This window comes from Acinetobacter sp. YH12254 (assembly GCF_013417415.1).
Classification (GTDB): Bacteria; Pseudomonadota; Gammaproteobacteria; order Pseudomonadales; family Moraxellaceae; genus Acinetobacter; species Acinetobacter pseudolwoffii.
Genome location: NZ_VPEB01000013.1, coordinates 29,916 through 44,467, shown reverse-complemented (window position 1 = coordinate 44,467; position 14,552 = coordinate 29,916). Strand labels below are relative to the sequence as shown.

General features: G+C 41.5%; 9 protein-coding genes. 5 read left to right on the top strand and 4 right to left on the bottom strand.

Features of this window, described 5'->3' with window-relative positions:
* Positions 1-168: 168 nt before the first annotated feature.
* A complete protein-coding gene (locus tag FTV29_RS10610; RefSeq protein ID WP_159138499.1) occupies positions 169-1,695 on the top strand; it encodes a fumarate hydratase in 1,527 nt (508 codons plus the stop codon).
* A 431-nt stretch (positions 1,696-2,126) separates the two neighbouring features.
* Here FTV29_RS10610 and FTV29_RS10605 read toward each other — a convergent pair whose 3' ends face one another.
* The 4 genes from FTV29_RS10605 to tig all read right to left on the bottom strand — a co-directional run bounded on the left by FTV29_RS10605 (position 2,127) and on the right by tig (position 6,486).
* On the bottom strand, positions 2,127-2,843 hold the full coding sequence (locus tag FTV29_RS10605; protein ID WP_100357538.1) for a DUF2846 domain-containing protein: 717 nt from the start codon (positions 2,841-2,843) through the stop codon (positions 2,127-2,129).
* Between the two features lie 170 nt (positions 2,844-3,013).
* Positions 3,014-4,324: an ATP-dependent protease ATP-binding subunit ClpX gene (gene clpX / locus FTV29_RS10600; RefSeq protein WP_005095585.1), complete on the bottom strand. Its 1,311-nt coding sequence runs from the start codon at positions 4,322-4,324 to the stop codon at positions 3,014-3,016.
* 29 nt (positions 4,325-4,353) lie between these two features.
* Positions 4,354-4,959, bottom strand: a complete 606-nt coding sequence (clpP, locus tag FTV29_RS10595) for an ATP-dependent Clp endopeptidase proteolytic subunit ClpP (protein WP_005095582.1) — start codon at positions 4,957-4,959, stop codon at positions 4,354-4,356.
* A gap of 195 nt (positions 4,960-5,154) precedes the next feature.
* Positions 5,155-6,486 carry a trigger factor gene (gene tig, locus FTV29_RS10590; RefSeq protein WP_005095580.1) on the bottom strand — a complete coding sequence of 444 codons (1,332 nt, stop codon included), beginning with the start codon at positions 6,484-6,486 and terminating at the stop codon, positions 5,155-5,157.
* A gap of 265 nt (positions 6,487-6,751) precedes the next feature.
* Here tig and FTV29_RS10585 point away from each other — a divergent pair, with 265 nt between their 5' ends.
* From FTV29_RS10585 to leuA, 4 genes are all read left to right on the top strand, one after another.
* Positions 6,752-9,001, top strand: a complete 2,250-nt coding sequence (locus tag FTV29_RS10585; protein ID WP_159138501.1) for a TonB-dependent receptor domain-containing protein — start codon at positions 6,752-6,754, stop codon at positions 8,999-9,001.
* Positions 9,002-9,315: 314 nt separating this feature from the next.
* Complete coding sequence (locus FTV29_RS10580) at positions 9,316-11,646, top strand: TonB-dependent siderophore receptor (protein ID WP_159138502.1); 2,331 nt, start codon at positions 9,316-9,318, stop codon at positions 11,644-11,646.
* 79 nt (positions 11,647-11,725) lie between these two features.
* Complete coding sequence (locus FTV29_RS10575) at positions 11,726-12,409, top strand: Fe2+-dependent dioxygenase (protein WP_159138503.1); 684 nt, start codon at positions 11,726-11,728, stop codon at positions 12,407-12,409.
* Positions 12,410-12,837: 428 nt separating this feature from the next.
* Entirely contained in the window at positions 12,838-14,535 is a 1,698-nt protein-coding gene (gene leuA / locus FTV29_RS10570; protein WP_180075496.1) for a 2-isopropylmalate synthase, read from the top strand.
* The last annotated feature ends 17 nt before the right edge of the window (positions 14,536-14,552 follow it).

The following is a 14,552-nucleotide window of genomic DNA, read 5'->3' as shown; positions in this document are numbered from 1 at the left end:
GAATATGACAACTTGCTGTCATATTTGACCCATTGAATAGCTAAAGTCCTTGCTCAGATTACTTAAACTATAAACTTTCGGCCAATGCTCGCCCAAAATGCCCACAACCCGATTCTTTTGTCTTATAATTTAGCCCGCTAGCTATCAGCCCGCTCAAGAGATATTTGTATGACAACTATTATCAAGCAAGATGACTTGATCACATCGGTTAAAGATGCGCTTCAGTTCATTTCTTACTATCACCCACAAGACTTTATCCAAGCGATGAGCCGTGCGTATGATCGTGAAGAGAACAAAGCTGCTAAAGATGCGATCGCGCAAATCTTAATTAACTCACGCATGTGTGCAGAAGGCCACCGCCCAATCTGTCAAGATACCGGTATCGTCAACGTATTTGTTGAAGTGGGCATGGACGTTAAATTCGATTTAACCATGAGCCTGGATGATGCAATCAATGAAGGCGTACGTCAGGGTTATTTAGAAAACTCGAACGTGCTTCGTGCATCAGTTCTGGCCGATCCTGCTTTTGGTCGTAAGAATACCAAAGACAACACTCCTGCCGTGATTTACCACAAGCTTGTGCCTGGTAATAAAGTAGATATCACTGTAGCAGCCAAAGGTGGCGGTTCAGAAAACAAATCTAAACTGGCGATGTTGAACCCATCTGATTCAATCGTAGATTGGGTACTGAAAACTGTTCCAACCATGGGTGCAGGCTGGTGTCCTCCTGGTATGCTCGGGATCGGGATTGGTGGTACTGCCGAAAAAGCCATGATGCTGGCCAAAGAAGCATTGATGGAAGAGATCAACATGGACGAATTGCTTCGTCGTGGTCCACAAAGCAAAATGGAAGAGCTTCGTATCGAAATCTTCGAAAAAGTAAATGCTCTGGGTATTGGTGCACAAGGTCTCGGCGGTTTAACCACTGTACTTGATATTAAAATCAAAGATTATCCATGTCATGCTGCGGGTAAGCCAGTCGGTATGATCCCGAACTGTGCTGCGACTCGTCATGCACACTTTACATTAGATGGTACGGGTGTTGCCAACATCATCGCACCAAAACTTGAAGACTATCCTGAAGTCACTTGGGATTCTTCAAGCTCTAAACGTGTTGACCTCGACACAATTACTCAAGAAGAGATGAATGCTTGGAAACCAGGCGATACGCTTCTTCTTAACGGTACAATCTATACAGGTCGTGATGCTGCACACAAACGTATGGTCGACATGCTCAACAATGGCGAAGAACTTCCTGTTGATCTGAAAGGCAAGTTTATCTACTACGTCGGTCCAGTCGATCCAGTCGGTGATGAAGTTGTAGGCCCTGCTGGTCCAACAACGGCTACGCGTATGGATAAATTCACACGTCAAGTCCTTGAAGCAACTGGCATGTTCGGCATGATCGGTAAAGCGGACCGTGGTCCTGCTGCCGTTGAAGCCATTAAAGACAACCAGGCAACTTACCTCATGGCTGTCGGCGGTGCTGCTTACTTGGTATCGAAAGCGATCCGTGAAGCTGAAGTGGTGGCGTTTGCTGACTTGGGTATGGAAGCAATTTACAAGTTTGTCGTGAAAGATATGCCGGTTTCTGTCGCGGTTGATGTGAATGGTACTTCTATTCACGCGACTGCACCGAAAATCTGGCAAGCTAAAATTGGCAAGATTCCAGTCGTGGACGCTGCTGCAGGCTAATTTTGACTGCAATAACAAAGCACCCTCTATCGGTAATGCCAGTCAGTTAAGGAATTGACTGGCATTTTCTTTTTCAAATTCATGATTATATCTGATAGATAGAAAAGTCATCCGCAACTGTTTGAGGCATGAGGTGTATTGCACCGCAAGATTTAAAAATGATTGTTTCTGCGACAAACTTACTGGTCGATGGTGGCTGACGAGTTTTGCGGATGAGGAGTGTTGCTCCGCAAGATGCCTTCCTTGCGAAGCTTCGCTTCTCATTTGGGCGAAACCAAAGTAACAAATAATTTACAAGAATTTGATTTATAAAATTAATACTCCGCTGTGAATGACTAAAAAATTAAAGAGTCTATTTCTAAACTCCTTAACTGATCAACATTACCCTCTATCGGTGCTTTTTTATTATATTTATTCTGGGAAATGTTCCATTACCAAGTACGCGGATCCCAAAGTTTAAAAGGTGCCTTCAACTGTACATCTAATGATGGATCATAAGCAGTTGGTTCAATTTTCTGGGCTTTTTTGCGAATCTGGCCAGTTTCCTGATCTTGCGCCACAAAGTTAAAACTGTGAGATTTAAGCTGAGTAAAAGCAATTTCATTCAGACCGACCTTTTCCGGCATGAGCATGAAGGGCCCCGAGACACTACGCCGGGTGCTGATATTTTCTTCATCATATTTAATAAAATAGGATTGTCCTGCTTCCACACTAAAATCCAGATATTTAGGCTTCTGAAAATGCAAAGCACCCAACGGTCGACTGGTACTTAAACGATATGTTCCTGTAGGAACTTCAATCCAGTAATAATGATTATGCAAAAGACTTGGAATATGTTCTTGATTGATAAACAGGCTGGCAGCGACAATTTCCTGACGGTTCCATCTGGAATCAGGACGGTATAAGTACACGATGGCGGCTTGATCATGTTGTGGTTTCACCGTTTGAAACTGATTGCCCTGCTTTTGATTGACCCAGCCACCAATAGTAAACATACCAATACGATGCTGTTCCACAAAGCCCGGTTTTTTTTCAAGATCAATATTTTTTAGAGTGCTGAGTGACTGTGTAGGCTCAACGACGGCTTTCTTACCATGACACCCCAGCAATGCCAAACTGCTGATGAGTACAATTGCGACTCCACGCATACTTATCCCTCACTGCGTCTTTATTCTTTTATATGCAAGTGCTTTGCGATTTATTTTTTATAAGTTTTAGGCATCCACGTCTAGTCAATCAGATTAACATCCAGCTTTATTTTTGGAAATAAAAAACCTGCGAAAACACGGAGTTTTCGCAGGTTTCGGATGAATAGCAGTTAAGCAGATTTGCTATTCACCACTTTTAAATCTATTTTTGTCGCTGTCTCTTGCTGCTCATGCGGTTGACGCTCGGCACGATATTCTGGCTCTGCTTCACCTTTAATCACCGCTTCATTGACGACCACCGTGCCGACATCGCTACGGCTTGGCAGGTCATACATAGTTTCGAGTAATGAATTTTCCAGGATCGAACGTAGACCACGCGCGCCAGTATTACGCTCAACCGCTTTTTTCGCCACGGCACGTAATGCGGATTCTTCAAAGACCAGATCCACGTCTTCCATATCAAACAGATGTTGATACTGACGGGTTAATGCATTCTTCGGTTCAGTCAGAATCTGCATCAAGGCTTCTTCATCTAACTCATCCAAAGTGGCAATCACCGGCAAACGACCAATAAATTCTGGAATTAAACCAAATTTCACTAGGTCTGTTGCTTCAACTTGACGGAACAGATCAGACAGCTTCTTGGTTTCATCTTTTTTACGCACTTCTGCGGTAAAGCCGATGCCACCTTTTTCCTGACGCTGCTGCACAATTTTCTCAAGTCCAGAGAATGCACCACCACAGATAAACAGAATGTTGGATGTATCAATCTGAATGAATTCTTGCTGCGGATGCTTACGGCCACCTTGGGGCGGAATCGAAGCAACCGTACCTTCGATCATTTTCAATAAAGCCTGCTGTACGCCTTCACCCGATACATCACGCGTAATCGATGGATTTTCAGACTTGCGGGTAATCTTGTCGATCTCGTCGATATAGATAATGCCCTTCTGTGCTTTCTCGACATCATAATCGGCTTTTTGCAAAAGCTTCTGTACAATGTTTTCTACATCTTCACCCACATAACCTGCTTCGGTCAGTGTGGTTGCATCTGCCATGGCAAAGGGTACATCAAGAAGGCGCGCCAGCGTTTGTGCAAGCAAGGTTTTGCCTGAGCCCGTCGGGCCGACCAGCATGATATTACTTTTTGAAAGTTCAACTGAATCGTCAGCTTTTTTGCCATTATTCTGCACTTTCAGGCGCTTGTAATGGTTATACACTGCAACCGACAAGGTCTTTTTTGCGATATCCTGACCAATGACATATTGATCCAAGGCCGCACGGATTTCCTGTGGTTTCGGCAAAGGACGATTGGCCCAGTCATTGGTTTCCACCTGTTGACTGGTTTGAACCAAATCTAAGCATACGTCCACACATTCGTTACAAATGTATGCGTCCTCGCCTGCAATCAGCTTCCCGACTTCAGACTGCGTTTTACCGCAAAATGAACAATGCTTTTGTCCTTGAGGATGTTCGGACATATTTACTCCACTATCTGAATCTTTAAAACTTATGGACGTTTAGTTAAAACTTCGTCCACAAGACCGTATTCTTTCGCTTGCTGAGCAGTCATAAAGTTATCACGGTCTGTATCGCGTGCTACTTTCTCGTATTCCTGACCGCTGTGTTCAGCCATTAAACGATTTAAACGTTCTTTAATAAATAGAATTTCACGGGCATGAATTTCAATATCCGAAGCCTGACCACGGAAACCACCGAGTGGCTGATGAATCATAACACGGGCATTTTCTAAGCAGTAACGCTTACCTTTAGTTCCGGCATTGAGCAGGAAGGCACCCATAGATGCTGCCTGCCCCATACAATAGGTCACCACGTCAGGTTTGATAAACTGCATGGTGTCATAAATTGCCATACCTGCAGTCACTGAACCACCTGGCGAGTTGATATATAAATGAATATCTTTATCTGGATTTTCAGCCTCTAAAAACAACATTTGCGCAACGATAAGGTTCGCCATATTGTCTTCAACTTCGCCCGTCATAAAAATTACACGTTCACGCAAAAGGCGTGAATAAATATCAAAAGAACGCTCACCACGAGAGGATTGTTCTACCACCATTGGCACTAAAGCGTTTTCAATCGTTGGAACATACATACGTTTATTTATTCCTAAATTTTTTGTGACCTAACCCATAATCACAATATGAGGGATAATCACTGAAATTGCAAAAAATTCGCCAATAAATCCATCATATTTTTTGCATTAGTTTTGTGAAAATCAGAAATACTTTTTTCAGGCATCAATATGAAAAAAAGGCGCATCAAGCGCCTTTTTTATGGAAAGCTAAAATTAAGCTTGTTGACGAGCTTGCTGCTCTTTCAATAAGTCTTCATAGCTTACAGTCGCATCAGTTACTTTAGCAGAAGCCAAAATGTAATCAACAACTTGGTCTTCTAGTACAACAGCTTCGATTTGTTGACGTTGTTGCGCATCGTTTTTGAAGTATTCGATCACTTCGTTTGGATCTTCATAAGAAGACGCCATGTCTTGGATATACGCTTCAACACGTGCAGCATCTACTTCGATTTTCGCATCAGCTAAAACACGGCTAACCAATACACCAAGTTTTACAGATTTTTCAGCTTGTTCTTTGAACAATTCGTCTGGAAGCATGCTTGAATCAAATGCTTGCGCACCTTGAGCACCGAACTGTTGAGTGAACTGCTGAATCATTTGTTGACGTTGACGGTCAATTTCTTGAGCAAGCATAGCCGCTGGAAGTTCAACTTCGTTTGCAGCTACAAGCGCATCAAAAGTCGCACCTTTTACCTGGTTACGCAGGCCGTTTTTCACTTCACGTTCCATGTTTTTACGAACGTCAGCTTTCAACTTCTCAACGCCTTCTTCTTCAGACACACCGAAGATTTCCAGGAATTCAGCATCAATTTCTGGAAGTTTTTGTTTTTCAACAAGCTTCACAGTGATTTTGAATTGAGCTTGTTTACCCGCAAGGTTTTCAGCTTGGTAATCTTCAGGGAAAGTTACATCGATCACTTTCTCTTCGCCTTTCTTCATACCAACGATGCCGTCTTCGAAGCCAGGAATCATACGGCCAGAACCGAGTACAAGTTTGAAGTCTTCAGCAGCGCCGCCTTCAAATTTCTCGCCATCAACCGTACCTTCGAAATCAAAAGTCACTTGCATGTCTTTTTTAGCCATGCCTTTGGTTTCAGCCCAAGCAGCACGTTGTTTTTGAAGATTTTCGATCATCTTCTCAACGTCTTTATCGTTGACTTCAGTTGCTTTACGTTCAACTTCCAGACCTTCGAATTTCACTTCAACTTCTGGATAAACTTCAACAGTCGCTGTATATACCAGCGCGTCGTCTTTCATTTCAGTTTTTTCGATGTTTGGCATGCCCACAGCATTGATTTTCTCTTGCTGGATTGCTTCGAAAACTGTGTCACGAATAATATCGTTTACCACTTCTTGGTAGATACCCGCGCCGTATTCACGACGAACTACGTTTACAGGCACTTTACCTGGACGGAAGCCGTTGATCTTCGCAGTTTTAGCAGTGCGTTTTAAACGAGCTTCAAATTGCTCATTAATACGGCTCGTCGGTACAGAAACATTTAAACGACGGGCAACGCCCGAAACCGCTTCAGAAGTTACTTGCATGGCTTCCTCTATATATTAGGTTATAACAGGTTTATAAAAATGTGCCACATTATATGACAACATTTAAGGATATACAAAAAATACGCGCGAGTTCCAGTTTTTAAACCCTTTTTTTACTTGAATTGGCGTCTTTTCAAATATTCAGGCGATTAAATTGAAATGAAGGAATTGTATATTTTTATTGCAAATGATAAATATTATCACTAGTATTCACTTTCAAATTTGATACAAAACTCTGAACTCTCTCCATATTGGAATTTTGGTTATGCGTGATTTTAATCTTCGACCTTTAGCTGTGGCTATTCTTGGGGTTACAACAGCTGCTGCACATGCTGAAACAACAAGCACAACATCTGTTCCGACAACTCAACTTTCCACGATTGTGGTGTCAGCGACTGGCTTTGAACAAGAATTAAAAAATGCACCTGCCTCTATTAGTGTGGTCACTGCTGAAGACCTAAAGAAAAAGGGCATTACCAGCATTGCTGATGCACTTACAGAAGTTCCTGGTGTTGACGTACGTAATGGTCAAGGTAAAACAGGCGGCCTTAATATCCAAATGCGTGGTTTAAATCAAAGCTACACCCTTATTTTAATTGATGGTCAACGTCAAAATACCTCTGGCTCAATTGGCCCAAACGGTTTTGGTGAATTCTCTACCAGTTTTATGCCACCTTTAGCTTCTATTGAACGTATTGAAGTGATTCGTGGTCCAATGTCTACACTATATGGCTCAGATGCAATGGGCGGTATTATCAACATCATTACCAAAAAGGTCTCTTCTGAGTGGAATGGTAATGTTTCTGTTGAGCAAAATATTCAAGAAAATTCTGAGATTGGCAATAACTGGAAAACTAGCGCAGTCGTAAATGGTCCATTGATTCAAGATAAGCTTGGCATTCAAGTACGCGGTGAGTTTTTCCATCGTGACGAATCAGATCGACTTGTGACACCTGCAAAAACTATTGATGAAGGTAGTCAAGGACGAGATCCTCGTACTGTAGAAGCAAATAATTATGCTGTTGGTACAAAATTGACCTATAACCTGAATGATAATGTGTCTACTTGGGTTGATTTCGATCATTCTGAACAACGTTTCAATAATAGCGATGCTCGCTTAGGCGAACTTTACGAATTCAACCGCACGACAGGTTTACCATCTGGCCCAGGCTCATATAAAGATGAAATCAAATTTTTAAGAGATCGTATTTCTGCTGGTGTCGATACTGAGTTAAATTTCGGTCAATGGAAAACGTTTGCAAGCTATGTAACTTCTGAACAAGAAGGTCGTCGCTTACCTAAAGGTAATGTTCCTGAATACAACTATTTCTCTGATGGTACCCAAGATCGTATCTTAGAAAATAAAGACTTAACTGTTGATTCTCGTATAATTTCAACGCTTGGCAATCATAAAGTTACTGCTGGTGTTGAATATAAAGATGGTGAAACCATTGACAATTCAGCAGGTAATAGTGTTGCATTTGAGCAAGACTCTTGGTCTATATTTGCTGAAGATGAATGGAATCTAACTGATTCACTTGCGCTCACTTTCGGTGGTCGCTACGAAGACCATAGCGCTTTTGGTGGCCACTTCACACCTCGTGCTTACTTAGTTTGGAATACGAATGATCAATGGACATTAAAAGGTGGCGTGAGCACAGGCTATAAAGTTCCAACAGCCAATGATCTCCATAGCGGCATTAACGGATTTAGCTCTCAAGGTCGAAACGTGACCTTGGGTAATCCAGATCTTAAGCCTGAAGAAACCACAAACTATGAGCTTGGTTTCGTTTACGATAACTTATCTAATTTCTCTTTAACGACTACGGCATTCTTTACTCAATTTAAAGACATTATTGTCAGCGATGCACGTGTGTTTGAAAACTGTTTATGGGCAGGTCGCCCAGCAGGACAAGCGCCTGCGAGTGACTGTATGACTGTAGGTAGTTTCGATAATCAACAAAACTTCGGCTTTGAAGGTAATGCTGATAAAGCTGAAAGCTATGGTGTTGAGCTAAGTGCAAAATACGATATCTCTCCAAGCTTTGATGTAAAAGCAAACTATACGTGGTTAGAATCTGAAATTACCGAAGGTGAAAACAAAGGTAATCCTATTGAAAATACACCTCGTCATGCTTTGAACTTCACAGGAACTTGGTATGTTAATGATAAGTTCACCACATGGTTAGAAGCTGAATATAAATCTGATCGTGTTCGCTTCACGAATCCTAATCTTAATGATGTAAATATAAGTCGCGAGATTGATGCCGTTGGTAATAAATTAAAAGCATATGAGTTATTCAATTTAGGTGCTTCTTATAAAGTAAGTAACCAAGTGACGGTTTCAGGTCGAGTGAATAACTTATTGAACAAAGACTTTGGCGACTACAAAACGTTCATCAACAGTGATAATGATGTAGAAAATGCCTTTCTTTATACTAAAACTACAAGTGGTTTAGCAGGAACATATATTCCTGATCGCAACTACTGGTTATCTCTGTCTTATGACTTCTAAAACTTAAAGTAATTGCAATAAAAAACCCTGCCCTAGCAGGGTTTTTTACTGTCGCTAGACCAGCACCTTCCGAAACCTTGCTAATTTATACCCTTCCATAAACATCACTATTATCAATAAAAATTTAACAATCCAATTTATTTTTCAATATTAATTAAAAACAAATACTTAAATAACTATTGTTACATCATTACATTTAAGAACTCATTTAACATTTTCTTAAAGATCATGAATTCCCATGATAAAAAGATCAAAGTAAAAACAAGAATCATTATTATTCGCATACATTTTCAAATTCATTTCTTAGGTTTAACATGACCTTTATTAAAACACGTAAAAAAATCGTTTCCTCTGCAATTGTTTCGTCTTTATCAATTGTCGGAACACATGCAATTGCTGAAGAAAATGTAGTTCGACTTGACACCATTCATCAAGAAGTCAAAGCTGAACAAGCACCCAGCTTAAAAGTAGATCAATCTGCAAACAGTAAATTTGTTGCTCCTTTACTCGACACACCAAAATCAGTATCCGTTATTTCAAAACAGCTGATTGCAGATACGCAAGTGACGACTTTAAGTGATGCTTTACGTACTGTGCCGGGTATTACCCTAGGTGCAGGTGAAGGGGGCAATCCAAACGGCGATCGTCCGTTTATTCGTGGTTATAACTCTGAAAGCTCCATGTATGTAGACGGCGTTCGTAATGCCACTTCACAAAACCGTGAAATGTTTGCTGTCGAACAGGTCGAAGTGACTAAAGGTTCTGCGTCTGCCATGGGCGGCGCAGGAGCGACCGGTGGTAGCATCAACATGATTTCTAAAGTTGCGAAGAAAGGTGACTTTTTAGAAGGCTCGGTCGCTGGCGGCACAGATAACTATCAACGTATTACTTTAGATGGCAATAAAGATTTCGGAAATGGTATCGCAGCACGTGTTGCGGTAATGGGCCATCATAATGAAAAAGCTGGCCAGAAAGATGGTGCGGAATATAAACGTGCCGGTATTGCGCCAAGTATTAGCTTTGGTCTGGACACCCCTACTCGCGCGACTTTGGGCTATTACTACTTAAAGTCTGATGATACGCCTGATGCTGGTGTACCTTACGGGACACTTGGAACTGCTGATACTATTGGTAAACCCATTGATGTAAAACAAGGCATTTACTACGGATGGCTTAATCGTGACTTCCAAAAACAAGAAAATCAAATTGGTACATTTAAGTTAGAACATGATTTAAATGAAAATTTAACACTTTCTAACATTGCAAGTTATACCCGATCAAAAAATAATTATGTATGGACTCAACCTGACGATAGTCAAAAAAATATTGCCAATGATGAAGTTTGGCGCCGTGCCAATACGCGTATTACCGACACAGAAGGCTATAGCGATCAGCTAAGCTTACGCGGCAAGTTTAATACAGGTGCTTTACAACATAGCTTTAATATCGGTGCTGAATATAGTTATCTAGAATCAGATAAAGGCAATTATACAGTTAACAATTCTGGCAATGTTAAACCTGTTCAAACAGTTGATGCTGCTGGCAACCCAGTCTTTGATAAAGATGGTAAACCTGTAATGACCAACCCAATTGGAGGTAACCCTGCATCTGGTGCATGTTCTACAAATTACGGTTATGGACAAGGTGCTGCATCTGAATACTGGTGTACTTCTGCTCTTAACCCTAATTCACGAGATCCATGGTTAGGCAGTATTACTGTAAATAAAGCCGTCACCACAACAACTGCAGAAACAACATCTATCTATTTATTAGACAGCATAGAAATCAATCCTCAATGGATAGTCGATCTAGGTGCACGTTGGGATAAATTCGATACGGAACTTAAAACCAATGCAACCGGTGTAAAAATTGAAAACAATACGGACTTTTTCTCATATCAAGCAGGCTTAACATTTAAACCTGTAGAAAATGGTTCGATCTATGCGAGTTATTCGACTTCTGCAAACCCAGTAGGGATTGATGCAGGTGATGGCTCTGAAGCAACAGTCAATGCCAACAATAAAGACCTTGACCCTGAAGAAGCTCGTACTTTTGAAATCGGAACAAAATGGGACTTATTAGATGAAAAACTGAATTTAACTGCTGCCATTTTCCGAACAGAAAAACAAAATACGCGGATTCAACTGGATGCTAGTACATATACTAATGGCGGTGAAACCCAAGTTGATGGTATCGAATTGGGCTTAAACGGTAATATTACCGATAAATGGGCAGTTTCAGCTGGCTATACTTATCTAGACAGCGAAACTGTGAATCCAGGTCCATCTTGTAACCGTCAAGGCGTGTGTACACCGGATAACCCTGCCAAAGGTAAACAAATGCAGAATGTGCCTAAAAACAGCGCAACCCTGTGGACAACTTATGCAATAACTCCAGCTTTAACTTTAGGTGCGGGTGCTGTGGCAATGGATAAAGTCTATGGCGATGCTGCGAATACAAAATATGTTCCGGGCTATGTACGTTACGACGCGATGGCACGTTATAACGTAAATAAAAATGTTGATTTACAATTGAACGTCAACAACCTGTCTGATGAACGTTACTTTACCAAAGCTTATGCATCTCACTATGCCACTGAAGCAGAAGGTCGTAGCGCGGTATTGGCAGTCAACTTTAAATACTAATCATTCTTGAGCAATAACGCTGCATAGTCTCTAAATTGAGGCTATGCTATTTTCAAACTAAAATATTCGGGAAGTCTTCGTGCTGCATCATATCCCAAACGTACTGAGCAAAGAACAAGTGCAATATTTCCGTGAGGAGATGAATAAAATCGAGTGGGTGAATGGCAAGGTTACGGCTGGTACGCTCTCTGCAACGGTGAAACAGAATCAGCAATTGCCTGAAGATTATCCCCTGACCCATCATTTAAGTAATATTATTCTTGAATCATTGGGTCAACATCCGCTATTTCTATCGGCTGCGATTCCACTCGATATCATTCCCCCTCTGTTCAACCGTTATGAAAATAACGAAGCCTTCGGTTTCCATGTCGACAACTCCATTCGCCGTATTCGCGGCACGAATGAACGTCTCAGAACCGACTTATCCTGTACGGTTTTTTTGAGTGAACCTGAAGAATATGCCGGTGGTGAACTGGTGGTCGAAGACACTTACGGTTATCACGAAGTAAAATTGCCTGCCGGCGATATGATTCTGTATCCATCCACCAGCCTGCATGAAGTCACGCCCATCACTGCCGGTTGTCGAATTGCTTCATTTTTTTGGGTACAAAGCATGATCCGGGATGATGCAGAACGGCATATGCTGTTTAATCTGGATCAGAGTATTCAAAACCTGAGAATGCAGCTGGGTGATCAGCATGCCGAAGTTATGAAACTGACCAATTTGTATCACAACCTCATGCGCAAATGGGCCGAGCTTTAAAAGCTTGCCCGGATTAAATGTCTTTAGCCATCTAGGGCTATCTTTTCTAAAAACATAGGCTGATATGGCATGATTGGGTGTAAAAAATAACGGCTTATTTCAAAATTAAGAAAATATAAAACACTATACTTAAAATACATGGGAATATTTTTCAAAACTTAAAGCTTATAAGAAAATCTTTATTAAGATACGACTAAAATCTATTAAAAAAGCAAAAACTTTTCGGTTTAACTGGATTAAACTTAAAGTTATAAGTTGATCATGCAGGTTTTGTGATTAAAACTAAATCCCAAATATTCCAGAAGATTTTTAGTTTTAATGCTGGTTCCAATCTGTATGTAGACGATTATAGACACAATCTATTCGGTAACCTTTGCCAGTGCTTTAACCAAGCGCAGACTCTATCAGGTTACACAAGGAGCTCTCTCATGATGTTGGCTGATCCAAGTAAAAAATACCGTCGCATGTATCAACGTGTGGACTTACCAGACCGTCAATGGCCGAACAATGAAATCAACAAAGCGCCAATCTGGATGAGTACTGACCTGCGTGATGGTAACCAGGCGATCTTCGAGCCAATGAACATGGAGCAAAAATTCAAGATGTTCCAGATGTTGGTGAAAATCGGTTTCAAGCATATTGAAATTGGTTTCCCTTCAGCATCGCAAATTGACTTTGATTTCACTCGTAAATTGATTGAAGAAGATCATATTCCTGAAGATGTTTATATCGAAGTTTTGGTTCAAGCCCGTGATCATTTAATTGCTCGTACCTTTGAATCTTTACAGGGTGCAAAACGTGCCATTGTGCATATCTACAACTCCAATTCACCGACTTTCCGCGAGAAAGTCTTGAATGTAGATGTAGCGGGCGCAAAACAATTAGCCGTCAATGCAGCACAAAAAGTCAAAGAATATGCCGCAAAACAGCCTGAAACTGAATTTGTCTTCCAGTACAGTCCGGAATGTTTCACTGCGACTGAATTAGAAGTCGCAAAAGATGTCTGTGATGCTGTGACTGAAATCTGGGAAGCATCACCGACCAATAAAGTGATCTTGAATTTGCCAGCAACGGTAGAAGTCTCAGGTCCACACATCTATGCCGATCAAATCGAATGGATGCACCGCAACATTCAGCGTCGTGACGGCGTGATTATTTCTGTGCACTGTCATAATGACCGTGGTTGCGGCATCGCGGCATCTGAATTGGCGATTATGGCCGGTGCCGATCGTGTTGAAGGTTGTGTGTTTGGGAACGGTGAGCGTACCGGTAACGTCGATGTGGCAGCAATCGCATTGAACATGTATACCCAGGGTGTTGCGCCAAACCTGGATTTCTCCAATATCAATGAAATTATCGCAACTGTAGAAGAATGTACCGGTTTGCCAGTACATCCACGTCATCCATACGCAGGTGATTTGGTCTTTACTGCATTCTCCGGTTCACATCAGGATGCGATCAAAAAAGGTTTCGAATTCCAGAAAGACCAAGAAATGTGGGATATGCCATATTTACCAATCGATCCAAAAGACTTGGATCGTGACTATGATGCGGTGATTCGCGTTAACTCACAGTCAGGTAAAGGCGGCATTGCCTACTTGTTAGAATCGAATTACAACGTGACTTTACCACGTCGTTTACAAATCGAGTTCTCGCAAATTGTACAAAAACGTACTGATGAACAAGGCACTGAAATTTCTGCAACCGAGATCTGGAAGTTGTTTAAAGAAACCTATGTCGATGTTAAACATGTACATTATTCAACCAAAAACTACAAGTTATCGGATGACAATGGCAATCAGGTGATTGAGCTGGATCTTGAAATTGATGGCCAGTCACGTCGTGTTCGTGGTGAAGGCAATGGTCCAATTTCTGCGATTTTGGATGCACTTCAGTTGCCGATTGACGTGGTGAACTATGAAGAGCGCAGCATCAGTTCGGGTGCTCATGCCAAAGCCTTGGCCTTGATCGAACTTCAAGTGAAAGGTACTGGTAAATCTGCATTTGGTGCAGGAGTACATGACAACATCGTGACCTCTTCAATTGAAGCAATTATTGCCTCGACCAACCGTCTGATTGATCAGGGTGTATTAAGCACTGATCAGGTGATTGCTGCTGCGGTCTAAACGACTGTATTAGAATT